This is a genomic window from Shouchella xiaoxiensis (assembly GCF_016907895.1).
Taxonomy (GTDB): Bacteria; Bacillota; Bacilli; order Bacillales; family Bacillaceae_D; genus Shouchella; species Shouchella xiaoxiensis.
Genome location: NZ_JAFBCV010000007.1, coordinates 54,433 through 79,410, shown reverse-complemented (window position 1 = coordinate 79,410; position 24,978 = coordinate 54,433). Strand labels below are relative to the sequence as shown.

Below are 24,978 nucleotides of genomic sequence, written 5' to 3'. Positions count from 1 at the left end.
TTAAAGACATTGGAGGAGAGGCATATGTATAATAAGTTTGATGAAACAATGACAACGGAACGGTTGGAGCTGCGCTTATTTAACCAAGATGATGCTGAAGAAGTAAGCAGGCTCTGTAACAATTATAATATTTTTAAAACGACACGTAGTTTGCCCTATCCCTATCCAATTGAAGCAGCAAAGCAGTGGATTGCTTCACTTGAACAAAACAAGAATGGGGATAAAGGTTATACATTTGCCGTAACAGATAAAAAAAGCAGCATTTTGTACGGTGCGATAGGTCTTTCTAACAATGCCGCTGATCAAAATGGGGAGCTTGCGTACTGGATTGGTGAACCTTATTGGGGAAGTGGTTACGGCACAGAAGCTGCGAAAGCGATGATTGCATTCGCATTTGCAGAAAAAGGCTATCACCGTGTGTATGCGCGCTTTTTTAAATCAAACCCTGCATCAGGAAAAATTATGGAGAAGTGCGGAATGACCTACGAAGGCACGCTCGCCCAACATGTGCTAAAGGAAGGGAACTTTGAAGACATGGTTCATTATGGAATCATCCATCCGAACTCGAATGAAGCGAGTGACGCAAATGAGATCAAAGTGGTTTGATTGAGGGAAGCTGTTCATTAAGCGAACAGCTTCTCTTTAAAAAAAGAAGAAAACACTTGATAAACCGTAACGGTTACGATAAGATTAATGACAGATATAAAGGGTCTTTAATAGTTGGTTATGATGTAAGTTCATCATAATGGCAATAAAGATCTTCTTTTTAAGGATATAAACAGTCTTTAATATATATGATAAAGGAGTGAATGAATCATGTTTGATTGCATCGTTGTTGGAGGTGGCCCAGCAGGATTAAATGCAGCGCTTGTGCTTGGACGGTCAAAGAGGAACGTGATGTTGATTGATGAAAACCAGGCAAGAAACGCGGTTACGCATGAGTCACATGGGTTTATTACGAGGGATGGGGTTAGTCCGCAACAGTTCCGCGCGGCGGCGCACGCTGATTTGCAAACCTATCCGAATCTACAGATAGAGCAAGATCGAGTCATTGATATACAAAAAGAAGAATCCGTTTTCGTTGTAAAAACGGCAACAACGGTCTTTAAATCGAGAAAAGTGATTCTCGCAACCGGTTTAAAAGACAAGCTGCCAGATGTCGAGAATATTTGGCATTACTATGGGAAGAGCTTATTTAACTGTCCGTTTTGTGACGGCTGGGAAATGAAAGATAAACCATTGCTTGTCATTGTTGAGAGTGAAGCGGCACTGCATTTTCCTAAGATGATTTGGAACTGGAGTGACAACCTCGTGCTAGCAACAAACGGAAAGTGGCGCTTAACCGGCGAGCAGAAAGCACCATTTTTAAAAAGAGAGATTGCGATTATGGAAGAAGCCATCATCGAGCTCGAGGGAACAAACGGGCAGCTTGAAACCGTCCATTTCCAAGATGGAACATCGGTCAAACGAAGCGGGGGTTTTGTGGAAACGAAGCTTGTTCAAGCAACATCGCTCGCTGAAGCGGCCGGTTGTGAGCAAACGGATATAGGTGGAATTAAAACAGATGAGTTTGGACGCACCACGGTTGCAGGTCTTTTCGCATGTGGTGATACAGCGTTGAAAGCTCCGCCACAGCTTATCCTGGCAGCTGCTGATGGAAGTAAAGTAGCAAGCAGAGTCATTGGCGATTTAATTGATGAAGATTTTTAGAGAGTAAAAGAGTGGTGCTATTACCACTCTTTTTTTAGATTAATAAATTTTCAAAAAAGTATTGCAAAAAAGAAAAGGAATGCATATAATCTGAACTACCATACTAGTATAATTAACGTAGAAGATTATACGAGTAGAAAGGAGGTACATCTAATCGCAACGATTGAATCAAAGCGTGTTAATGGTTCGACAAGAGATTATGTCTATCAAACCATTAAAAACCGCATTATTGACTGGGATCTAGTCCCGGGTGCGAAGATTTCTGAAAAGGAAGTAGCCATGCAGCTTCAAGTGAGCCGGACTCCTGTAAGAGAAGCGTTTTTAATGCTTGCCCAAGAAGAGCTGCTTGATGTATTTCCGCAAAGCGGAACAATGGTTTCTTATTTAGATCTTGCCCTTGTTGAAGAAGGTCGGTTTATCCGTCAGACAATTGAACAAGTGATTGTGAGAGAGGCATGTGTAACGTTGCAAAGCGACCAATTATTTAAGTTAGAGAGCAATTTGGCGATGCAGACACTTTGTTTAGAGAAAGGCACGCATCAGCAGTTATTTGAACTTGATGAAGCATTCCATCAATTGCTGTTTGAAGGCTGTCAGAAAATGCGTTCTTGGAAGATCATCAGGCAATTAAATAGTCATTTTGATCGCTTACGTATGTTAAGGCTTGCGTCTAATTCGGATTGGCTCAACATCGTACAGCAGCACCACCTTATATTCGAGGCGATAAGCAATAGGGATGCCGATAAGGCGGTTCAACAAATGACGGACCATCTTCAAGTCGTTAATTTTGAGAAACAAGCATTAAAGGAAAAGTATCTTGATTATTTTAAGTAGGTTTTTGAAAGCGCTTTATATTAAAGGAGGATCAAACGTATGCAACATGTGGAAATGGAATCCATGACGGAACAGGCTTATCGCTGCTGGCTTCAGTATGAAACAATTTTGAACAAGCAGGAAGAAGCACATTACTGGAGCTATGTACAAACAATTTCGTTGCAAAAAGAAACGTTGATTGGGCAAGCGATCAAGAGGGAACTAAATTTGGCGGTTGAGTCGATGTTTGGAAAGACGTCCACTTGGCAAGAAGATGCACAGCTTGTCCTGACAACGGTTGCTGATAAAGCTCGTTTACGGAAACATGGAATCAATCAAGAGGAAATCGCTGAATTAAACGAAGAGGGCTACATAATAAAAGAAAAGGACAATCAACTGATTGTCGTGGGTGCATCGGAGAAGGGCTTGCTGTATGGCGTGTTTCACTTGCTCAGGCTCATTTCGCAAAAACAGTCATTAACAGATTTGACGATCCAAGATGCTCCGCAAAATCAGATTCGGATGCTCAATCAATGGGATAACATTGACGGGAGTATTGAGCGAGGTTACTCTGGACAATCAATCTTTTACAGCAATGGTACCGTAACGACAGATGAAAAGAGATTAACAGACTATGCGAGACTGCTTGCTTCCGTTGGTATAAATGCGATCTCGATTAATAATGTGAATGTCTGGAAAGAAGAGACCCATTTGATTTCAGAACGGTATTTAACGGACGTGCAGCGGCTGGAAGAAATCTTTCAATCTTACGGCGTTACAGTCTATTTAAGCATTAACTTTGCAAGTCCAATTGAATTGGGCCATTTAGATACAGCAGATCCACTAGATGCAGGGGTTCAGCAATGGTGGAAAGAGAAAGTAGCGGAAATCTATTCATATATGCCACGATTTGGCGGTTTTGTCGTCAAAGCAGATTCTGAGCATCGGCCTGGACCATTCACATACGAGCGTGATCATGCGGATGGGGCAAACCTATTAGCTGACGCCCTCAGCCCTTACAATGGCATGGTGATCTGGCGTTGCTTTGTTTACAATTGCATGCAAGATTGGCGTGATCGGAAGACGGATCGAGCCCGTGCTGCCTATGATCACTTTGTTCCGCTGGATGGACGTTTCCGTGACAATGTGGTGCTACAAATTAAGAATGGACCGATGGACTTTCAAGTGAGAGAGCCGGTATCGCCATTATTCGGTGCGCTGCAACAGACAAATCAGCTACTTGAATTCCAAATAACACAGGAGTATCTAGGACAGCAAAAAGATCTCTGTTACCTTGTGCCAATGTGGAAGGAAGTGCTTCAGTTCGATACGAAAGTGCAGGGAGAAGGATCCACGGTGCAGTCAATTGTAAACGGATCGTTGTACCAAGCAAAAATAAGTGGTATTGCCGCAGTAGCAAATAGTGGTGACGAACAGAGCTGGACAGGTCATACGCTGGCCCAAGCGAATTTATTTGGATATGGTCGATTGACGTGGAATGCTGATCTTACAGCCGAGGAAATTTTGCATGAATGGATTGTCCTCACTTTTGGCCATGAAGAAAAGCTAAAGCGAGTTCTATCGGAAATGCTGCTGGCGTCTTGGTCGATCTATGAAAACTATACAACGCCATTAGGCATTGGCTGGATGGTAAACCCGAATCATCATTACGGAGTCAATGTTGATGGGTATGAATATTCACGCTGGGGCACGTATCATTTTGCTGATCGGGAAGGGTTGGGCGTTGACCGAACAAGAGAGAGCGGAACCGCCTTTGTGGACCAGTATGCAAAGGAGAACGCAGACCGCTTTAATGCGCTTGATCAATGTCCTGATGATCTGCTACTCTTTTTTCATCATGTACCTTATACGCACCGCTTAAAAAACGGCAAAACCGTCATTCAGCACTATTATGATTCCCATTTTGAAGGTGTTACTGACGTGGAGTGGCTCATTAGTGAATGGCAGTCTCTCAAATCACTAATTGACCCTTATCGTTATAAAAATGTTGCTGAAAGACTGCAGCTACAGCTATCGAACGCCCGAGAATGGCGTGATCAAGTGAACACGTATTTCTTACGGAAGTCGGGAATACCAGACGCAGATGGACGAAAAATGTATGAGTAGGAAGTAAAAAAACGAAAAACGACAAAATCTGAAAGAATGGAGGTCAATTCAACAGAAAGAGGATATTGACATTTCTGAAAATGGACGATATGCTTCTGCTATACTAACATGCTAGTTGGAAGACCATAGTAAGATCTTAAATGGAAGCGCTATCTTTTTTTATTAACTTTGTTTATCGTATGAACAAACAAAGTTTGAGACGAAGAAAATGCTTCCTTAAAGGAGGGAATTCTTTGCAAGAGATTGCTAAAACGATAACCATGCATTCACCTGAGCCTAGTACGAAGTGGCGCAAGTTTAAAAAAGTGATAAAAAAAGATTGGCAGCTTTACTCGTTACTCGTCTTGCCGATTCTATTCTTTTTAATATTCAGATACGGACCCATGTTCGGAAACATCATTGCCTTTAGAAGATTCATTCCTGGAGGAAGCATTATTGGTGAAGAATGGGTCGGATTTTATTATTTCCAAATGTTTTTAAGTGATCCAACGTTTTTGATGGTCTTTCAAAATACGCTTATTTTAGCTTTTCTCTTACTTGTTATTACCTTTCCGATTCCTATTATTTTTGCACTGCTTTTGAATGAAATCAGGCGAAAAGGGTTTAAGCGATTTGTGCAAACAACTTCCTACCTGCCTCATTTCTTCTCAATGGTTGTTGTTGCAGGGATGGTTCTTGAGCTTGTGGCGATTAACGGCTCAATTAACAACTTGGTCGAATTCTTCACGGGAAATCGCTATAGCTTTATCCAGTTGCCAGAGTGGTTCCGTACCATTTTTATCTCTTCTGAAGTCTGGCAAACAACTGGCTGGGGTGCCATTCTTTATTTAGCAGCACTTACGGGAATAAATGATGAGCTCTATGAAGCGGCCCGGATTGATGGAGCGAACCGGTGGAAGCAGACACTCCATATTACGATACCGGGAATACTACCGACGATTATCGTGCTTCTCATTTTGAACATAGGAAATTTCTTGCAGGTTGGTTTTGAGAAGATCCTCTTATTGTATAACCCACTTGTTTATGAAACGGCTGATGTCATTTCAACCTATGTTTACCGGATTGGAATTCAATCAGCAAGCTTTAGTTACGGAACAGCAATTGGTTTATTTGAAGCTCTTGTCGGACTTATCCTCATTTTCGGCGCAAATTTTCTATCGCGGAAGATGACGGACAACAGCTTATGGTAAGGAGGGATGGCTGATGAAAGATTCTGTTTCGTACCAAGTGTTCAAAGTATTTAATGTTTTTCTTATGCTTGTAATCGTATTTGTAACGCTGTATCCATTTCTGAATATCATCGCGCAGTCGTTCAGTTCAGAAACCAATATCATCGCTGGAAATGTAAACCTCATCCCACAAGGATTTAACATTGATACGTACCGGGTTGTCATGAGTGATTCGATGTTTTGGATCAATTACCGAAATACCGTTGTTTACACGGTTGTCGGTACATTTATCTCTCTCGTTTTATCGACAATGCTGGCTTATCCATTAGCGAAGAAACGATTACGAGGTCGGAATTTCTTGATTATGTTTGTTGTGTTCACAATGTTTTTTAATGGAGGACTGATTCCGAACTATGTGTTAATTAACAGTCTTGGTTTCGGAAATACGATTTGGGCGGTAGTTGTTCCAGGGGCAATCAGTGTATTTAATCTACTGATTATGAAAACCTTCTTCGAGAATATTCCAGATGAGCTGGAAGAAGCAGCAATTATCGATGGTTCAAGTACGTATGGTATTTTGTTGAAAATTGTGCTCCCACTATCGAAGCCAATTTTGGCAACAATGATGCTATTTTACGCAGTTACCCATTGGAATTCTTGGTTTCCAGCGTTTTTATATTTTACCGATAAAGACTTATTTCCGGTTTCTATGTACTTGCGCAATATGATAAAAGGCGTTGAGGGGACGCTCTCGACAGGCGCGACTAGTGCAGATAACTTAAATCAAATCTCATCTAATATTAAATCTGTCACGATGGTGTTAACGGTACTGCCGATCCTTTGTGTCTATCCATATATTCAAAAATTCTTTGTATCAGGGGTGATGCTTGGTTCTGTAAAGGGATAAGGTTGTACGTCTTTGTAAGCGTTTAATCCATTAAAATCCAGAGGGGGATTTATTGTGAAAAAAATCGGAAAAGCTTCTATGTACCTTATGTCCAGCGTTGTGATGTTGTCAGTGTTAGCCGCTTGTAATAACGAGGATGAGGCGGCAGGAGTTGACGAAGATGTGAGCGGAGCTGCAATGGAAGAATATGCAGTGGGAGATCAGTTCCAAGCAACAGAACCCATTTCATTCTCTTTATTATTTAGTGACCACCCGAATTACCCGTACAAAAATGATTGGCTGTTAATGGAAGAGATTGAGGAACGGACGAACGTCTCATTGGACGTTACGGTTGTGCCGATGAGTGACTACACTGAAAAGAGAAGTTTATTGATTAGCAGTGGCGACGCGCCTTATATCATTCCAAAAACCTATCCAGGAGAAGAAGCTCCGTTTGTTTCGTCGGGCGCTATCTTACCTGTAAGTGAATACCTGCATTTGATGCCGCATTTCTCCGCAGCGATTGAAGAGTATGAGATGGAACCGTATTTAGAAACGTTGGAGCATGAAGACGGGAATTATTACATTCTGCCGGGCATGCATGAAAACGTTTGGCCAGATTACACGTTGGCCATGCGCATGGATATTTTAGAAGAATTGAATCTAGATGTGCCTGAGACATGGGATGAAGTGGAGACCGTTCTTGAGGAAATGAAAAATGCCTATCCTGATGTCACTCCTTTCTCGGACCGATTTACGTTTGAGAGCACGATGAATATCGCGGCGCCTTCTTTTGGGACGGTAGCTGGTTGGGGACTTGGTAATGGGTTAATGTTTGATCATGACAATGAAGAGTTTTATTTCGCGCCAGCAACGGACGCTCACAAAGAATTCGTTACGTACTTTAACGGACTTGTTGAAAAAGGGCTGCTTGATCCGGAAAGCGTTACGCAGGAAGACCAGCAGGCACAGCAGAAGCTGGTAAACGAAGATTCGTTTGTGATTAACACAAATTCACAAACGGTTATTGATTACCGTAACGATTTAAACGGGACGGTTGGTGAAGGGAATTTTGAAATTAAAAAAATTCCGGTGCCAGCAGGTCCTCTCGGTCATGTCATTGGTGGTTCTAAGCTTGAGAACGGCGTTATGATTAATGCAAAAGCAAAAGAAGATCCAAACTTTGATGCGATGATGCAGTTTATTGATTGGCTTTTCTATAGTCCAGAAGCAAAGGAATTCACCAAGTGGGGCGTTGAGGACGTCACGTTTACTAAAGACAGTGACGGCAACCGACAGCTTGCTGAGGATGTTAACTATGTAGGCTTGAATCCAGCTGGGACAAAGGCGCTTAATGTTGACTTTGGTTTTTCTGGAGGGAACTTATCGTATGGCGGTTCAACTGAGCTCTTACATTCCATGATGAACGAGGAAGAGATCGAATTTCAGGAAGCGATGTTAGCAACAAAAGAAGTGCTTCCACCGAACCCGCCAATTAAATACAATGCGATGCAGCTTGAGCAATCAACGCTGTTAAGTACGCCGCTAACCGATTACGTTAGACAAAATACACTGCGCTTCATTTTAGGGACGCGTGACTTGTCGGAGTGGGATGAGTATGTCACCGAGTTGGAATCGAGAGGCATGCAGAACTTCGTTGATCTTGCGAATAGCGTGTATTCAGAACAATAATCCTATCGATCTGCCTATCTTTAGGCAGATCTTTATCCATTCTAGAAAGGTGTGAACCTCATGAGTGAAGACGGCAAAGCATTTGGTCAAGGAATTCTTTCGGTCATTACGAATCATATTTACTGGCTGGCGATGCTTAATTTTTACTTTATCGTTTGTAATCTGCTTTTCCTTGCTTTTTTTCTGTTTCTTGTTCCGAGCTTTTCAAATATGGGGCTTTATTTCTTGGCGCTCATTCCGACAGGACCGGCAATCACCGCCTTGTTTTGTTGTTTAAATAAAATGATTCGTGAACAGGATCTTTCACCTACAAAAGATTTCTTTCACCATTATAAAAAGAACTTTTTCAGTTCAATAAAAGTATGGCTTCCGATGTTAATCGTCTATTTTATATTAGTTGTCGATTTTTATTATTTTAATATCCAGCCCTCTACATTTAATCAAGTCTTGGCAGGGATTTTTCTCGTTGCGCTCGGCCTAGCGCTTACGTTCTCCTTCTATGTATTTCTCTTACATGCCCAGTTTCATTTTCGCGTACGAGATTTTTACCGTTTGGCCGTGTATTATAGCTTTCTTAAAGTAAAAGCGACAACCGGAAATGTAGCAATCGTTATTCTGACGGTCTTTGTTCTGTCGATCACATCTGACTTCCTGTTGTTATTTGGTGCAAGCGTAATTGCTTACTTAATAGCCCTTAATAGCAATAGCCTCCGAGGTGATGTGATGAGCGAGTTTATTGAAAAAGAGGAGCAGACTGAAGAGGAGGGTGATCATGAATACAAAAACATTATTTAACAGCGATTGGCAGTTTGCAAAAACGTCATTAGGTGAGGGAAGTTGTGAAGGAAGCTTATTTGAAAACGTGGCGCTTCCTCATGACTGGCTAATTGGCGACGCGACGAAGCTCTATGAACCATCAATTGGCTGGTATAAAAAGACGTTACATTATCGAAAAACAAAGAGCGAGCGGGTTTGGCTTACATTTGACGGCGTCTATATGAATTCGAGTCTGTTTGTAAATGGAAAAAAGGTTGGAGAATGGAAGTACGGTTACTCAACTTTTGAACATGAGATAACGACCGCACTAAGAGATGGCGACAATGAAATTCTAGTGAAGGTAGTGTATGAAAGCCCGAACAGTCGGTGGTACACAGGTGCAGGCATTTATCGCAATGTCTGGCTTAAGCAAAGAGGTCCTACATACATTGAAACGGATGGGGTGTATGTGCATACTCGGAAAAATGAGGAAGGTTGGCATGTTGAACTGGAAACAGCGCTTTTCGTGCAAGAGAAGGTACGGCTGTCGCACCACCTGTTTGCTGGAGAAAAGGAAATTGCGTCGAAATATCAGCTTTTAGAACCAGCGGAACAAAGTGTAACAGACATCCAAGTGATGAAGGTTAGCGATGTATGCTTATGGGAACCGGATAACCCCCACCTGTACAAACTTGAAACGCGAGTTTACCGTAGCGGTGATTCATCTACTTTAATTGAGACAATGGCGCAAACAATCGGTTTTCGTACCGTTCAAATGGACGCGAAGCAAGGGCTATTTGTAAATGGAAAGCAGATGAAGCTAAACGGCACATGTGAACATCATGACTTAGGTGCGCTAGGAGCTGTTTTTAATGTCGATGCGCAAAAGAGACGGTTTCGGTTGTTAAAGGAAATGGGCGTGAATGCTGTTCGTTCGGCACATAATATGCCAGCTAAAGAATGGATGGAGCTGGCGGATTCATTCGGCTTTTTTGTTGTGACAGAAGCTTTTGATATGTGGGAACGTCCAAAGACTACTTATGATTACAGCACGTACTTTAAAGATTGGGTAGATAAAGATGTGAGAAGCTGGGTTCGACGAGATCGAAATCATCCATGCCTACTCATGTGGAGCATTGGAAATGAAATTTATGATACTCATGCTGGTTCAAACGGGACGGAGTGGACCATCTATTTACGCGATCAAGTGTATAAGCATGATCCAAAAGGCAACGGTAGAGTGACGATTGCCTCCAATTATTTGCCTTGGAAGCAAGCGCAGGAGAGTGCTGATCAGCTAAAGCTAGTTGGTTATAATTATGGAGAAAAGTATTATCAACCGCATCATAAAGTGTATCCGGACTGGATCATATACGGGAGTGAGACAGCGGCAGTTGTGCAGAGTAGAGGGATTTATCATTTCCCGTTGGGGCAGTCAATTTTAGCTGATGATGATGAGCAATGTTCCGCGTTAGGGAACAGCGCAACGAGTTGGGGAGCATCCTCCATGGAGGCATGCATCGCCCATGAACGAAACACGCATTTTTCCTTAGGACAGTTTATCTGGACTGGTTTTGACTACATCGGTGAACCAACGCCGTACCACACAAAAAATGCCTACTTTGGTCAGCTTGATACGGCCACTTTTAAAAAAGACTCCTACTATATGTACCAAGCAGCTTGGACAGTAGGACAGAATAAACCAATGCTGCACTTGTTTCCGTATTGGGATTTTAATCCGGGGCAAGTAATTGATGTCCGGGTTTGCTCAAATGATGCGGCGACGGTTGAACTATATTTAAATGGAAAATCGCTAGGTGTTAAAGAGGTTGATCATAACCAAAACGCTTTTGTGTTGGATTGGAAAGTCCCTTACCAGAAAGGAGAATTAATGGCTGTTGCTCGCAATAAGGCGGAAGAGCAGATTGCAACAGCTGTGCGTCACTCTTTTGAAGACGCTGCTGTATTAAAACTAAAGGCAGATCAAGAACAGATCCGTGCAAATGGAGCGGACCTTGTTTTTGTAGAAATTTATACGGTTGATCAAGAGGGCCATATTGTCGAAAATGCAACCAATCGCGTGACGGTGACCGTTGGTGGAAAAGGGCGTTTGATTGGGATTGATAACGGAGACAGTACGGATTTAGATTCATACAAAGGAGTCAGTAAACGGCTTTTTAGTGGGAAACTGGTGGCGATTGTTGCCGCAACAGGAGGAGCAGGCGAAGCAACGATTGCCGTTCATTCTGCAGGGCTGTTGTCTGCTTATTTATCGATCGATGTATTGGACACAGAAGAAGTTAGGGCAATTCCAGCAAGCAATGAGCCGAGTCTCATTCTTAATGGAAATAAAGAAGAGCTGCCGGTACGGAAATTGGAGATTGTTAGTGAGAGTGGTCAATTGTTTCAAGCTGGGCAAGCAGAAAAACAAGTTCGAGTAGATGTTTTACCTGCAAATGCCTCCTATCCCGATCTAGAGTGGAGTACGGTGAATGACCGTGGCATACCATCAGACATCGCTGTAATTAACGCGGATGGGCGAACGGCTACTGTGCAAGCGAAAGGAGACGGCAGCTTCCGCATTCGCTGCACGAGCAAAAATGGGACAGATAAAGTGAAGCTTATTTCTGAACTAGAGTGTCAGGTTGAGGGACTCGGGATATTACATAAAGATCCTTATCAATTTATTTCAGCGGGCCTTTATGATTATTTCAAGGGTGACCTCACAAACGGAAATGAACGTGGCATCGCCACAAGCCGAGATGGAGAAACGGTTGTCGGTTTTAAGGATATTCAATTCGGTCAGACGGGATCAGCAGAGATCACGCTGCCGATCTTTGCATTAACCGATGAACCCTATTCTCTGCAAATTTGGGAGGGGGAGCCTGAAACGGTAGGAAGTCAACTGCTTGCAGATGTCATTTACCAGAAAAAATCTCGCTGGAATGTCTATCAAGAAGCAACGTATACGTTGAACAAAAAACTAACAGGTTTGTGCGCAATTAGCTTTGTGACAACAAAAAAGATGCATATCAAGGGGTTCTCATTTCTGCAACCTGAGCAGGCGTTTGCGCGTCATGCAGCAAGCAGCTGTGAGCGAGTGTATGGCGATCACTATCATGTAAATGGTGACGTTGTTGAAGAGATTGGCAACAATGTCTCGCTTGAATGGCGCCACTTTTCTTTCACAGGAGCAGGTACTGATGCCATTAAGATCAAGGGTCATGCACCGATTGCAAATTCTATTCATTTGCTTTTTTCCAACGGGGTAGAAAAACAACAACGTCTGATCGAATTTCCGCAATCGGAAGGGTACGTCGAGCAAACCTTTCCGCTTGAACGACTGACTGGAAAATGGGACGTAACGTTTCTCTTTTTACCTGGAAGTCACTTTCATTTTAATGGCTTTCAATTTCTGGAAGGAACGAACCGCTGAAAAGCGGTTCTCTTCTAATCTTTAGATGCTGTCTTCTGTTGTAAACGGTGCCGCAGGTAACCCTTCTTTGTTATAGAGCGAAGCGTCACGCGGGTTAGCCGACCAGCCATAGCGGGCGTGAAGCGGTACCTGAATCCGAGGATGATGAACATGCACCGTGTCTCCGTGGATTGATGCATGAGCAGGGTGGAAAACGCCGTCCTCCCCGCATAATGAAAAGCCGGTTAAAACCGAATTCCTACCTATGAGCCCGCCACCGACTTCAGTAAATGAAACGATGAGGACCGCTCCTGTCCTCTCAACATGAGAAAATGCTGGGCCACTAAAAACAAGAGATTTTCCGTAAGCATAGTGTTTTGCACACAAGGCAAGCCGCTCACCAACGGCTTTTTTGTTTTGTGGATGAAGGTCGTTTTCCTCACCGACATCGATGGTAACGGCCATTGCGGTGCCAGTTGTGTTTAAACTGCGGCGCTGCTTCTCTCGAATAATTGGCCAGTTTTCTTCAGCGGTATCCGCTTTGAAATTCGCTAATTGCACAAAGAGAAAGGGGAGGTCGCCTTGTTGAAACAGCGTCCGCCAGTCATTTATAACCGCTTGGAACATCTCTTCATAATGTGCGGGTGCTTGAGTGTCGGATTCGCCCTGGTACCATAAGAAACCCGTGATCGGATGTTGTTTTAATGGCGCAATCATTCCATTGTAGAGTCCTGTTGGTTTTGTTTGAAAAAACGTTTGTGGTTGAAGTGGCTCAAGCTGTGCGCCTACACGGTAGTGCCATTCACCACTTAAATCAATAGATTGGTCTAGTAGATTAAGCTCATAAGGCATGTTAGCTACAAAACCACCAGTTGATTCTTTGCAAATGACCCGAACGATAAGTACGTTTTTACCTGGTTTTAAGAGATTGGAACGAATAGAATAGCGTCTTGGCGGATATTTATAGCCGGTTTGCCCAACGAGCTCTCCATTTAAATAGGTTTCATCTGCATCAACAATGGTACCTAGTTTAAGTAAGGATGAAGTTGCGGTAGCTTGTTCACTGTATAAGTGAAATTCTTTACGGAACCAGATGGAGCCGCGATAATTGAGCAACGACTCGGTAAAGCGGGTTGGGAGTTGAATTGACGTCCATTGTTTAGTCCATTCTGTTTGTTGATACCATACAGGTTTTTTCAGACCAGGATCTGTCGCATTCAGCTTGTAATGCCATTGATCAATTCGCTTTGAGTCCGCGGCAATGGTCTCCTGAACGTGCAGAGGATGTTGAACTTCTGCTAATTTGGCTGCATCTGGAAGGGTTTGACGATAGCTTGCTTCGGAAACCCAAGCATGGGCCGGGGTACCACCTACAGCAGTAAGGATTAACCCAATTGGAACATTCTCTGATTGAGAAATAGCCAGCGCAAAAAAGTAGCCAACTGCACTGAAATGATCAATGGCTTCTCCGGTTGCTTGTATCCAATCACCTTTAATTATGGTGGAACATGGTCCTGAGAAGTCATAGACTTGAGGAACGTTAAATTGACGGATAAAAGGGTAGTGATGATTCTCAATATCCTTCTGATGGCGATCTAGTGTCCGCTTTATAGGCAGTTCCATATTCGACTGTCCACCTAAAATCCAGACGTCGCCAATAAGAATATCGCTGATGACCGTTGTTTTTGCTTCAACAATCGTTAGTTCGTATGGACCGCCAGCTGGGAAGGACGGCAGAGTTATTGTCCAGTCACCTTGAGCATCCGCCTTTGCCTGATAAAGAGTATCTCGAAAAGAAGCGCTTACATTAGCGTGTGGTTCTGAGTTTCCTCTGATCGGATAAGGTTTATTTCGCTGAATGACCATTCCATTGCTTAACATCTATACCGCCTACTTTCAGTCAGTAGAATCGTTTTCATAGACTATCTAAATCTATTATAATGAAAGAAAGTCGAATAGAGAATGGGGAGGAAGATTCTTTGTGGAATTAAAAGAAGCATATCAGCTACTAGAAGTACATGAAGATGCAACGGACGAAGAAATTGAGAAGCGCTATATGATCTGGGTTCGTAGAGAAAGAGCCAATCCATCTCTTTCAATCGAGAAGGTCACGGAAGCGTACACCATTATTCGTAGGTACAGAGATTATGGCCCAGAGGTAGAGAAAAACGAGTCTTTTAAAGCTAAAGCTGGCCACTTCTTTTACTACTATAAAGTGCATACATTCGCTGTAATCGCGGCAATGGCTCTCTTAATCTCAATTGGTTTTACAATGTTTACTAACTATCAAGAGAAACAGCAGCTCGCCTTATTGCCTGACGAGCAACTTGAAGTAATGTTTTATGGTGCCTATCTAGATCCGCTTGCTTCAATAGATGATGGTGCAGTAGAGGCAGTAGAGCAGAATATCCTAACTTTGATGCCAGAGTGGGAGCGTGTATCTCCCATTTTAAACTATCATACGTTTCAAACTGACAGCATGACCGATGTAGGAACGCAACAGCGCAGTGCCGTACTGCTGGCAACGGAGCAACCCGACTTATATATTCTGGATGAAGCGTCGTTTCAGATGTATGTTGGAAGCGGAATGTTTCTACCATTGGATCAACTAGATCATGAACTGCTAGAGACGGTTGATGCTGGAGCTCATGCTTATGGAGTTGTTGAGAATGAAACAAAAGAACAGCTTTTTGGGTTAGCGCTACCTGCACATCCGATGCTAGATAGTGTAGGGACAGATGATGGTGTTAAACAAGTTGCAGCAATAAGAAGAGACGCAGCAAATCAAGAAAATGCACTGGAGTTGCTACAAAAGCTAATACAGGCAGAGATCAATTGATAAGGAGGATACAATGAAGCTAGTAGAAATCCATCATGTCAGTATCATTGTCCACAATCTGGAGCGGGCAAAACGCTTTTATGGCGAGACGTTGGCGTTGGAAGAATTAAGTCGACCGCCTTTTGATTTTGAAGGGGCATGGTATGCAATTGGCACGCAGCAGCTGCATTTAATTGTGCAGGAAATAAAGGAAGAAGCACCAGCGACCATTCAAACGAGAGGGAGACATATCGCATGTAAAGTCGACCATTTCGATCGAGCGGTGCAATTTTTACAAGACAGAGGAATTGAAACAATCGTAAAGAAGCACAGCACAAGTGGATTTCATCAAGTATTTTTCACAGACCCAGATGGAAATACAATTGAATGGATGGCAGAAGTAGAATAAGAAAAAAGGTGAAGAGAGCTTCACCTTTTTTCTTATTTTCCCCGGGCATATGTTTTCTTTGTTCTGACGCTTGAGCTGCGTCGTATCATGTTTAAAAGCGGTTGTCTCTTTTCACCAATAAGCCCAATAATCTCTGCGAACAGCTGAACAAACAGCGTTACGAGCAACAGAAGGAGCAAAGAGAGCCACAAGTTTGACATGGATAAAAGCAGGGCGGCAATGCCAAACAAAAGACTGACGCCATAGATGGTCAAAACAACTTGTCGATGGCCATAGCCTTTTTTCAATAAACAATGATGGAGATGACCTTTGTCCGCTTCGCCAATGCCTTGTCGATTTAATTTCCGTCGCACGATCGCAAACAATGTGTCTACAATAGGGACGCCGAGGATGAGCAGGGGGACGATTAAGCTGACGATCGTCACGCTTTTGAAGAAGCCCATTGTCGAGAGTACGGCAATCATATAGCCTAAGAAGAGCGAGCCCGTATCACCCATAAAGATTTTTGCTGGATGAAAATTGAAAAGCAAGAAGCCACTGAGGCTGCCGATTAACGGAATGGCAAAAGCAAAAACAAGTGCGTAGGCAGCTGGATTTCCGGTGGCGAGTACAAGCATTGTCCCAAGCGCAATGATGCTCACGCCAGCAGCCAGTCCATCAAGGCCGTCGATTAAATTGATGGCGTTCATAATGGCAATGAGCCAGATGAAAATCATGATGCTGCTTAATAAGCCAAGATCAAGCCGTTCGCCAAAGGGGATTGCAATAAATTCAATTGAAATGCCCGAGCTGACAATAATGGAGGCAGAAACGAATTGAGCGATTAATTTATGTCTGGCTTTTAACGTGAAGCGATCGTCAAGCAATCCAATGAATATCAACGGAATCGCGCCAGCAATCATAAACATCGTCGTGCGATAATCGATTTCCAGCAGGTCTTTGACAAAGAAAAGACCGACAGACATTCCGATGATAAAGGCAAGCCCACCAATTCGAGGCATTGCTTTATTATGGACTTTCCGTTCATTAGGGGTATCAACAAACCCGTAACGGCGAGCGAGCTTAATCACAAATGGCGTCACGAGAAGGGTCACGATAAAACTGGCAAGGAATGCAATGAATAAAGAGTTCATGTTGTTCTCCTTCGAGTGCGGCTTCAGGTGTCAGGTTCAATGCAGTAATGGGTAGGTCATATTACATGTCCTTATAATTTTTTGAAGCCATTCCAAGCGTAGCTACAGAAAACACGGCATGATTTCAATAAGGAAAGTTCTTCATGCTTGCGGTAGATCTCCCAGTTTTGTTTGGCAGCTTTCCACTTGTTGCTTGAAATAGAGTTGCCAACCTTGCGATACGCTGCTAGCTCTTCGTTTATGCCATAGGCAACCGTTCCTTTTTTTAAAATGGATAGCCAGAGCAACAAATCCTGTCTCGTTCGTAAGGTTGGCATCTGTAGCTTTCCGAGCTTTTCTTGATTTAACATGACGGTCAGGCAGCCAATAATGGTGTTCGCAAGCAGCTGGTCATATGTAATTCGCTGGGGGGCCTGAATGACTTTTGCTCGCTCCGTCCCATCTTCCTTTAGAATCCGGTAACCAGTGAACGTGAAGCTGTATTGATTATCTTCCATGAACTGAACCTGGCGGGTGAGCTTCTCATTTTTCCACAAGTCGTCCCCATCTAAGAAAGCGACGTATTTGCCATTCGCATGCTGAAGCGCTTCATTTCGAGCAACGGCAGCACCACTGTTTTTAGGTAAATGGTAAAGGTGAATGCGGCTATCTCTTTTGGTATAGGCATGAGCAATTGTTTGGCTGTAATCACTTGAAGCATCATTGATAAGTAATAATTCCCAATTTTCATACGTTTGATTGAGGACGGATTCAATCGTATGGGGCAGGAAAGCCTCGCAATTATAAACAGGTGTGATAATGGAAACGAGCGGTTGACTAATCATTGGAACGTTCCTCCATAACCGAAGTAATCTTCCATACGTTATGAACCTGTTCGTATTGAACAAGAACAGTTGACCAGCGTAGCATCACCGTATTCTCTTCTTCCATCAGTAAAACAGGCTCAACATCAACCGGAATGGAAAGAAACAAGGCTATGTCTTCAGGCTCAATTGACGATTCGAAATGAACGTCGAGCCAGTCCTGATCTCCTTCTTCGGCCGTAAATAGTGCTGCTTGATGATGGCGTTTTATCTCAGCGATCGTGTGGTTGTCGACTCGTTCATTTTTTTCCCGATAAGGATCGGCGTTTCCTTGATCAAGAAAGAAAAAACCGCTTAAAAACAAGAGACCGATGCAGATGAATAAGAGACGGGGTACCATTGTCTTACCTCCTTCTAGGTGAAAACCTGTTTATTTCGCTTTTCGGTGAGGCATGGAATGATACTCGAGCTGCCCGTCGAGAGAAGATAAGCGATTATCAACAATTTCCCGCCCAACAGAGTCATAATAAAAGCCCATTTGTTTCATATGATTTGGATTGAAGATATTTCGACCGTCAATTACAACAGGTTTTTTCATCTTCCGTTTTAATTCACCTAAATCAATTGCTTTGAACTCCTCCCAGTCTGTTAAGACAAAGAGGGCATCTGCTTGATCAACAGCTTCCTGCCAGTTCAATGCTAGTTCTAGCTCGGGCATTAGTCTTCTTGCTTGAGCTGAGGCAATGGGATCATAGGCGATAACTGTTGCACCTTCGTTCTGCAAGAAGTCAACCACTTCAAAAGCTGGAGATGCTCTCATATCATCTGTATTTGGTTTAAAGGCAAGGCCGAGTATGGCAATGCGTTTCTCGCGTAAATAATGACCTGGATAAACCGTTTTTAGTTTCTGCACAAGCCGTTGCCGTTGCTGCGCATTTACTTTTTCTACAGCAGGCACAATTTGCAAGTCGTAGCCAGCATCTTCAGCGACGCGTATAAATGCCTGAGTATCCTTTGGAAAACAGGAACCGCCGTAGCCCACTCCTGCTTGCAGAAAGGAGGGACCTATACGGGGATCAAGTCCGATTATTTCTGCAAGAGACTGCACGTCGGCACCAACACCTTCACATACATTGGCGACTTCATTGATAAAACTAATTTTTGTTGCTAAAAAGGCGTTTGCTGCATATTTAGCAGTTTCTGCTGTTTCAATTGTTGTAACGATAATGTTCGTTTGAATTGGTTCATGAAGCGCACGTAAAACGCTCTCAGCAAGATCGTCTTCTACACCAAAGACGGCTCGTTCCATGTGCAATGTATCTTTAATTGCACTACCTTCCCGTAAAAACTCAGGACATGAGGCAACTGAAAACTGCTGATGGCCGCAGGAGAGCGTAATCCATTTCTTAATTTTCTTATTTGTACCGACGGGAACGGTGCTTTTAGTAATAATGGTCATTCCAGGACGAATGTGCTGACCAATTTCAATTGCGACTTCTTTAATGAACGTTAAGTTTGCTGACCCGTCCCGGTTAGCAGGTGTACCGACTGCAATAAGAATCGCATCGGCATCAGCCATAGCTTTTTGCAAATCTCCTGTAAAAATAAGGCGCTTTGCCTGCCTGTTTTTATTCATTAGTTCCTGTAATCCAGGTTCGTATATAGGAGAAATGCCTTCATTCAGCTGATCAATTTTAAGTGAATCATGGTCCACGCAATAAACTTGATGACCGAGCTCACTGAAGCAAACACCTGACACAAGGCCGACGTAACCTGTTCCAATTACACATACATTCATGTTGTCACCTTCGCTTTCAAAAAGGGTTCTTTTCCGAATTGATTTAATGCTTTATTTCGGCGTGCTAGCTCAATAAGGCCAGCGACAATTATGACAATGAGCCAGAAGCGCGGAGAGGCAAAGTCCGATCGATACATGCTGGTTACACCGAGGTGGAGCCAAAGTAGAAAAGCAATGCCAACATAAAGATGGTTGTTGCGCTTAAGCCACAAATACAGCAAAATGCTTAAAAATACGCCGGTAAAAAGTAAACTGCCAATTATTCCATGTTCGAATAACAAATCAACAAACACATTATTGGATGTGCCGCTTAGTGTACCTTGGTGACTTAAAAACTTCGTTCGGGCAAGAAAGTCATAGCTCCCCGAACCAAAACCAAACAACATATTGATCATCGAGTAATCACTTAACCAGATGAATGGAAAAACGAGCATATACAAACGACTGTGATGCATCACATCAAACAGTCCGTCTAGACGACCGAGCACAGGCATAAACAAGTTTAGAAGAAGCTCTGGAAAAACGGCTAACGCCAGACCAACCAAGACGAGTGATGAGAGAATACTGTAAAGCATTGTTTTTCTAGAAATTCCTTTTTTAGAAATCAAAAGAACAAAAGCCGCACAGCCAATTACAGCGAGATTTAAGTAGCCGCTGACTGAAAAGGACAGAACTAAAACAATAACTGCAAACAAAGCGTAAAGGAAATAGGTTTTTCGTGATAAAAGCAAGCTACCAATAAGCAATCCATCAATTAAAAAGGGGACAAGGAAACTTGGCTCATCTGTGAAAGAAGTCAGTCTAAAGTTAAAAAGAACGTCGCTTTCGACGCTATGTACATAAGCGCGTGTTTCAAAACCAGGCATCGGATAGCCGATTGTAAAGTGCAGGAACTGCCAAATCCCACCGACAATTAGGATGCCAGCTCCAATCGTATAGCCAAAGATAAGCGCAGAAGTTGTTTGTTGTGCCTCTTTATTGATGTAATAGAGAAGGAGCATGGTCAATACACTGTATAAGCCTAAGTTAATAAGCCTGTTCACAAGTGATTCACTCATATAGTCAACGTATTCAACTGATAGAAGCGTCAAACTTGCAGTCAGCACTCCTATGAGCGAAAGCAATGCTGGTAAAGCAATTGAAAGACTAGTCAGTGCGCCTACTTTATTGACGCTTTTTAATGAAATCAGCTCACGGTTTGAGATGATTGATAGAAACAGGAAGCTGATAGCTGTAAATGTTAGCAAAACCGAGCTTGGCAGAGGCGTAAGATGTTGCAATCCTCCAGACACAGCGATCGGTGCACAAGCGGCGTAAAGCGTCATGACTGAGTAAATTGGAATCATACGCCTTTTTGATAACGGATAGGACAGTGACTGCATGTAAGATGACCCTTTCTCGATTGAACTGCCGTCATCGTATCATGTGAACGCGCTCTAGTTATAAAGGCTTCTTAAAGATAACGTTAAGATTCAGGAGCCATGTTTTTACGATTTTAATCATTCAGATATTTGTCCCCACGGTATCAAGCTTTGTCCTGAATGTGGCATCTTTACAATTGAATTTCGATCCTCTTCCATCTTTTTTTCGTTGGAACTATACTAGGAATAGTTCAGCTTATGGAGGTTAGAAGATTGAAAAAGCTACTTATTTTGCTATGCCTCAGCCTGCTTGTGGGGTGCGGAGAGCAACCATTAACCGTACGCTCGACATTAGAAGGAGACAGCTACTTACGAAAAAATAGCCAAGCGTTATCAGAAGAACAGTTTCTTTCGCTGTCGAGTGAACAACAGCTGCTTGGTGGGGACGATTACGAATTGTTTAAGAATTTGATGAAGGAACATGTAAATACGCGATACCTGCTTATAGATGATCGGATCTACCGGTATTCACAAAGTGATAAGCTGCTATATGTAGCGGACTGGGTCGAAGAAGAGGGGGAGTATAAGTTAAATACATTGGTTTTTCAATAGAAAAATGCGCCCAGCAAGGGCGCATTTTTTATTCGCTATTTGGTCTAGTTTTAAATAAACGTTCGTACTGATCAGCGCAGGCGTTGACGGTAAAGGCAGCGGCGCGCCGCTGAAGAGTCTCCGGTTCCATTGGCTGAAGAAGGGCTTTCTCCATTGCGTGAGCGAGTTCGACGGGATCTCCAACTGGCACGATATGGCCGTAAGCCCCTTCAGCAAGAATTTCTCTTGGACCGCTCGGACAATCGGTTGAAACGATTGTCGTACCGGCGGCTAGAGCCTCAACGAGCACATTCCCAAATCCTTCATAAAGAGAAGAGAGTACAAACACATCTGCTTGTTTGATATAAGCATAAGGATTGTTTTGAAAGCCGACAAAACTGACGTCATTCGTTAAACCGTTTTCGTCTACAGCTGTCTGCAAGCTTGTTCGTTCTTCACCGTCGCCCACGAAAAGTAAGCGCGCCTCTGGTATACGACTGCGGACATGTGCAAAGGCTCTAATCAGAGTGGTGTAATCCTTCTGCGGATGAAGCCGTCCAACGGTTAAAAAAACCTTCTTGTTTGCTTCGCTAAAGTAAGGGTGATCTGCTGTTTCCGTCATTTTCGCTTGAAGATCACCAGTGACTACCGGGTTATAAATCGTATGAACGGTAGGCAAATGGGCAATTGCTTTTATATCTTCAGCGACTCCGTTTGATACCCCAACAACATGATCGGTGAAGCGGTATGTTCGCGCAACCCATTTCTTCATTTTTTTTGTTGACGGATTTAACCGGGCTTGCTCACTTAAATGAACCCGGCTCGAAACAATGAGCTTTCCACTTGTACCGCTACATTTTTTTGCGACAATGACAAGAACATTGAGATAGTCTTTTGCTGAAATAATAACGTCGGGCTTTCGCTTGCGAAAATATGAAATCATCGCTGGAATGGCATTTCGTGCTTTTTGTTTAGAAAGATGAATGATCTCAACTCCAGCCGGCACTTGATTGATGTAATCCCCGACTAAGTGAAAAACGAGCAGGTCAACTTGATAGCCTCGCTTTAAGAAATCTTCAGCGAGATGAAGCGTCATCCGTTCAACTCCACCAGTCTCGAGAGAGTAAAGGACGAATACAATTTTCATAGATACTCTTCTCCCTAATGTACAATCTTTTTAGTTGATTCAAGTAAAGCCTTTACTGCTTTAACATAGCTAGTTGCCGGGTGTCGAATAACTCGACCCTTTTTTATAAATAGGGCCGTTAATAACAATAAACCAATTGGGACATTATACATTTCGTTGAACAAAGGACCTTTACTCATTAGCTGGGCCTCTGACAGCCGTGACTGTTGCGTTGGTTTTTCATGATAGACAATGATTTCTGGAAAGTAAGAGAGTTGATTGCCAGCTTGAATGAATTGCTTAATAAATAAATTTTCTTCTCCGCTTGGGTATTTTCCACCTAAGCCAAACGCTTCGTTAAACCGAATCGACATAATGGCTTCTGTTTTAAAAAAAAGCTCAATTGATGATTTACGAAACAGCATGCGTCCTTTGACTTCTGTTGCAGAGCGCTCAGGATATGATTTATAGCTTTCTTTCATATAAGGATCGTAAATTTGAAAGCAGCATGCATCCGCTTCACCTTGCATCCGTTTCGTGACTCGAGCAACCGCATCGGGTGGATACCAGCAATCATCGTCAGAGAAAGTCACCATATCACCTTTAATTAGTGGAAAAGCATGGTTACGCGCTTTTGAAAGTCCTTTTACCGATATTTTTACATGCATTATTTGCAACGATGTTTGCTGAATCCAAGCTGCGACTACCTCATGATTGTCCTGTGAAACAACAATCAGTTCAAAGGATGTATTTGTTTGTTCTTGCAAGCTTGTAAGAAGCCGTTCGAATGCTTCTGGGCGCTGTCCTAGTGTGGGTACAACAATCGATAGCATGATTAACCTCCTATGCCGTCTCATTCTGTTTCGTTCGCTTGCGTAAAAATAGCCGAATTTGCTTTACGGAAAGTAAGCCAAGCACAACGGAATAGCTGAAAATACCAATAAGTATTTGCAAAATTAGAGCAAAAGCGCTGCTTTCGGAAGAGAATGGGAGCAAGGCGAAAAACATGACAGTGCCTGCACACATAATCTTTACAAAACCTTTAACTGGAAAAGGCAAGGATGTTTGTTGAAAATAGAGCAGAAACCAGCTGCTGAGAATGGCTAACGCATAGGCGATAACTGTAGCGATTGCCGCACCTTGTAATCCGTAGGAAGGAATGAACCAGATCGTTAAACCGACATTGGCCACAGCAGCAAGCACAACCGGAATAATTTGTAGCTTCGTTTGTTTTTTTAGATGAAAGAGAATATCAATTCCGTAAAGTTTGAAGCCTTTCAGCAAAGCGCCGACTGCAATAAAAGGAATGAGGCTGACCGCTGTTTCCCTAAATGCCTCCCCTAAGAACAAGGTTGCAATTGATTCTCGTGCCATGACGAATCCAATAAGCATCGGAAGTCCAATCGCTAAAAGCAAGGTCATGTTTGCTTTTACTTGACGATTAGCTGCTTGCTCGCCCTCATTGTCTAGTTTTTTAACAGCAAGCGGAAAGGCGGCAAGATTCACTATTAGCAGTAAAGTAAAGATAGACTGCTCTGTTAAGTCGTAGGTAACCGCATAGCTACCAGTGGCCTCAACTCCCATCATTGCTCCGATAATGAATCGGTCTGATTGATGAATAATCATTCCAAGCAGCAATGTAATCGTCAACGGTAGTCCGTAAGCAGCGTAGCTTCTGAGCAATGGTAGACTGACAAGAGCAGGTTTTATGGAAAAGCCCCAACGTTTCCTAAACAAAGGCATGGTTGAAAGGAGTAACCCACCGATTAAGCCAAGCAAGAGCCCGATTTCTGCATAACCGAACCAAATAAAGAGACTTGCAAGTGCAAGTCCGAGCACAGCACGAGCAAAAGCAACTTTTCCGTATTGTAGTGGCTTTAGTTCAGCACGGAGTAACGATAGGTTAAGCTGATACCATGACTGTCCCCACGAGAGCACTAAAGCGAGAAGAATCAAAAATCCATCGATCTGACTGCCGTTGCTCAACAACCAAAACCCACTTGCACATACAAAGGTGATGCCCAATAAGGCGAAAAAAACGACTTTAACAGACATATAAAAGACTTCGTTAGGAGCGCCGTTTCTTTGTAAGCGAAGAACACTTACCTTCAGCCATTCAAACACAACGGCATTCATTACGGCTGCCGAAGCAAATAGCAGCGCGTAGCGTCCATATTCTTCAGGGGTTAACCAGCGCGAATAAAGCGCAATCCCGACAAACCCTACAATGGCAGGCACGCCGTGGGACAATAGATAAGCAAAAGCATGTCTAGCTAACACACGCTGCACAACCCTTTCTATGCTTTTTTAAATTTTATTATAGGACAATCCGATTTTAGCAAAATCATTCAAAAATGAAAAAAAGGCTCTG

At 43.0% G+C, this 24,978-nt stretch carries 21 protein-coding genes; 12 read left to right on the top strand and 9 right to left on the bottom strand.

Features of this window, described 5'->3' with window-relative positions; all coding sequences use genetic code 11:
• Positions 1 to 24 precede the first annotated feature (24 nt).
• From JOC54_RS12040 to JOC54_RS12000, 9 genes are all read left to right on the top strand, one after another.
• Positions 25 to 606 (top strand): GNAT family N-acetyltransferase, encoded by a 582-nt coding sequence (locus tag JOC54_RS12040; protein ID WP_051992021.1) that lies wholly within the window; start codon positions 25 to 27, stop codon positions 604 to 606.
• Positions 607 to 816: 210 nt separating this feature from the next.
• A complete protein-coding gene (locus JOC54_RS12035) occupies positions 817 to 1,710 on the top strand; it encodes an NAD(P)/FAD-dependent oxidoreductase (RefSeq protein WP_239586698.1) in 894 nt (297 codons plus the stop codon).
• A gap of 162 nt (positions 1,711 to 1,872) precedes the next feature.
• On the top strand, positions 1,873 to 2,544 hold the full coding sequence (locus JOC54_RS12030; protein ID WP_437183542.1) for a GntR family transcriptional regulator: 672 nt from the start codon (positions 1,873 to 1,875) through the stop codon (positions 2,542 to 2,544).
• A gap of 39 nt (positions 2,545 to 2,583) precedes the next feature.
• On the top strand, positions 2,584 to 4,650 hold the full coding sequence (locus JOC54_RS12025; protein ID WP_204466513.1) for an alpha-glucuronidase family glycosyl hydrolase: 2,067 nt from the start codon (positions 2,584 to 2,586) through the stop codon (positions 4,648 to 4,650).
• Between the two features lie 260 nt (positions 4,651 to 4,910).
• Positions 4,911 to 5,840 (top strand): ABC transporter permease, encoded by a 930-nt coding sequence (locus JOC54_RS12020; protein ID WP_035421761.1) that lies wholly within the window; start codon positions 4,911 to 4,913, stop codon positions 5,838 to 5,840.
• Positions 5,841 to 5,853: 13 nt separating this feature from the next.
• The gene (locus JOC54_RS12015) at positions 5,854 to 6,726 is read left to right on the top strand and encodes a carbohydrate ABC transporter permease (RefSeq protein ID WP_035421718.1); all 873 of its coding nucleotides are present in this window, start codon (positions 5,854 to 5,856) and stop codon (positions 6,724 to 6,726) included.
• A 54-nt stretch (positions 6,727 to 6,780) separates the two neighbouring features.
• A complete protein-coding gene (locus JOC54_RS12010; RefSeq protein WP_367617799.1) occupies positions 6,781 to 8,397 on the top strand; it encodes an ABC transporter substrate-binding protein in 1,617 nt (538 codons plus the stop codon).
• Between the two features lie 60 nt (positions 8,398 to 8,457).
• Positions 8,458 to 9,192: a YesL family protein gene (locus tag JOC54_RS12005; RefSeq protein ID WP_204466512.1), complete on the top strand. Its 735-nt coding sequence runs from the start codon at positions 8,458 to 8,460 to the stop codon at positions 9,190 to 9,192.
• Positions 9,170 to 12,589, top strand: coding sequence for a glycoside hydrolase family 2 TIM barrel-domain containing protein (locus JOC54_RS12000; RefSeq protein ID WP_204466511.1), 3,420 nt, complete (start codon positions 9,170 to 9,172; stop codon positions 12,587 to 12,589). The genes JOC54_RS12005 and JOC54_RS12000 overlap by 23 nt, the downstream gene beginning before the upstream one ends.
• A gap of 21 nt (positions 12,590 to 12,610) precedes the next feature.
• Here the strand turns inward: JOC54_RS12000 and JOC54_RS11995 are convergent, their stop codons facing one another.
• Complete coding sequence (locus JOC54_RS11995) at positions 12,611 to 14,449, bottom strand: sialate O-acetylesterase (protein WP_204466510.1); 1,839 nt, start codon at positions 14,447 to 14,449, stop codon at positions 12,611 to 12,613.
• A 100-nt stretch (positions 14,450 to 14,549) separates the two neighbouring features.
• Between JOC54_RS11995 and JOC54_RS11990 the strand changes: the two genes are divergently transcribed.
• Together JOC54_RS11990 and JOC54_RS11985 are read left to right on the top strand one after the other, a co-directional pair.
• Positions 14,550 to 15,407, top strand: a complete 858-nt coding sequence (locus JOC54_RS11990; protein WP_035421727.1) for a hypothetical protein — start codon at positions 14,550 to 14,552, stop codon at positions 15,405 to 15,407.
• Between the two features lie 13 nt (positions 15,408 to 15,420).
• Positions 15,421 to 15,795, top strand: coding sequence for a VOC family protein (locus tag JOC54_RS11985; RefSeq protein WP_054794264.1), 375 nt, complete (start codon positions 15,421 to 15,423; stop codon positions 15,793 to 15,795).
• Positions 15,796 to 15,827: 32 nt separating this feature from the next.
• On the opposite strand, the gene JOC54_RS11980 is transcribed toward JOC54_RS11985, so the two are convergent.
• The 5 genes from JOC54_RS11980 to JOC54_RS11960 all read right to left on the bottom strand — a co-directional run bounded on the left by JOC54_RS11980 (position 15,828) and on the right by JOC54_RS11960 (position 20,911).
• Positions 15,828 to 16,928, bottom strand: a complete 1,101-nt coding sequence (locus JOC54_RS11980; protein WP_204466509.1) for a glycosyltransferase family 4 protein — start codon at positions 16,926 to 16,928, stop codon at positions 15,828 to 15,830.
• A 71-nt stretch (positions 16,929 to 16,999) separates the two neighbouring features.
• The gene (locus tag JOC54_RS11975) at positions 17,000 to 17,752 is read right to left on the bottom strand and encodes a glycosyltransferase family 2 protein (protein WP_204466508.1); all 753 of its coding nucleotides are present in this window, start codon (positions 17,750 to 17,752) and stop codon (positions 17,000 to 17,002) included.
• The gene (locus tag JOC54_RS11970; protein ID WP_204466507.1) at positions 17,745 to 18,131 is read right to left on the bottom strand and encodes a hypothetical protein; all 387 of its coding nucleotides are present in this window, start codon (positions 18,129 to 18,131) and stop codon (positions 17,745 to 17,747) included. Before JOC54_RS11970 ends, JOC54_RS11975 begins: the two co-directional genes overlap by 8 nt.
• A 30-nt stretch (positions 18,132 to 18,161) precedes the next feature.
• Complete coding sequence (locus JOC54_RS11965; RefSeq protein ID WP_204466506.1) at positions 18,162 to 19,529, bottom strand: UDP-glucose dehydrogenase family protein; 1,368 nt, start codon at positions 19,527 to 19,529, stop codon at positions 18,162 to 18,164.
• Positions 19,526 to 20,911, bottom strand: a complete 1,386-nt coding sequence (locus JOC54_RS11960) for an O-antigen ligase family protein (protein ID WP_204466505.1) — start codon at positions 20,909 to 20,911, stop codon at positions 19,526 to 19,528. Before JOC54_RS11960 ends, JOC54_RS11965 begins: the two co-directional genes overlap by 4 nt.
• Before the next feature lie 252 nt (positions 20,912 to 21,163).
• Here JOC54_RS11960 and JOC54_RS11955 point away from each other — a divergent pair, with 252 nt between their 5' ends.
• Complete coding sequence (locus JOC54_RS11955) at positions 21,164 to 21,502, top strand: hypothetical protein (protein ID WP_204466504.1); 339 nt, start codon at positions 21,164 to 21,166, stop codon at positions 21,500 to 21,502.
• Between the two features lie 28 nt (positions 21,503 to 21,530).
• On the opposite strand, the gene JOC54_RS11950 is transcribed toward JOC54_RS11955, so the two are convergent.
• Genes JOC54_RS11950 through JOC54_RS23400 form a run of 3 tightly spaced genes read right to left on the bottom strand, consistent with a single transcriptional unit; the run spans position 21,531 to position 24,887 of the window.
• The gene (locus JOC54_RS11950; RefSeq protein ID WP_204466503.1) at positions 21,531 to 22,628 is read right to left on the bottom strand and encodes a glycosyltransferase; all 1,098 of its coding nucleotides are present in this window, start codon (positions 22,626 to 22,628) and stop codon (positions 21,531 to 21,533) included.
• Positions 22,629 to 22,642: 14 nt separating this feature from the next.
• Positions 22,643 to 23,440, bottom strand: coding sequence for a glycosyltransferase family 2 protein (locus JOC54_RS11945; protein WP_204466502.1), 798 nt, complete (start codon positions 23,438 to 23,440; stop codon positions 22,643 to 22,645).
• 10 nt (positions 23,441 to 23,450) lie between these two features.
• Positions 23,451 to 24,887 (bottom strand): oligosaccharide flippase family protein, encoded by a 1,437-nt coding sequence (locus JOC54_RS23400; RefSeq protein WP_204466501.1) that lies wholly within the window; start codon positions 24,885 to 24,887, stop codon positions 23,451 to 23,453.
• Between the last annotated feature and the right edge of the window lie 91 nt (positions 24,888 to 24,978).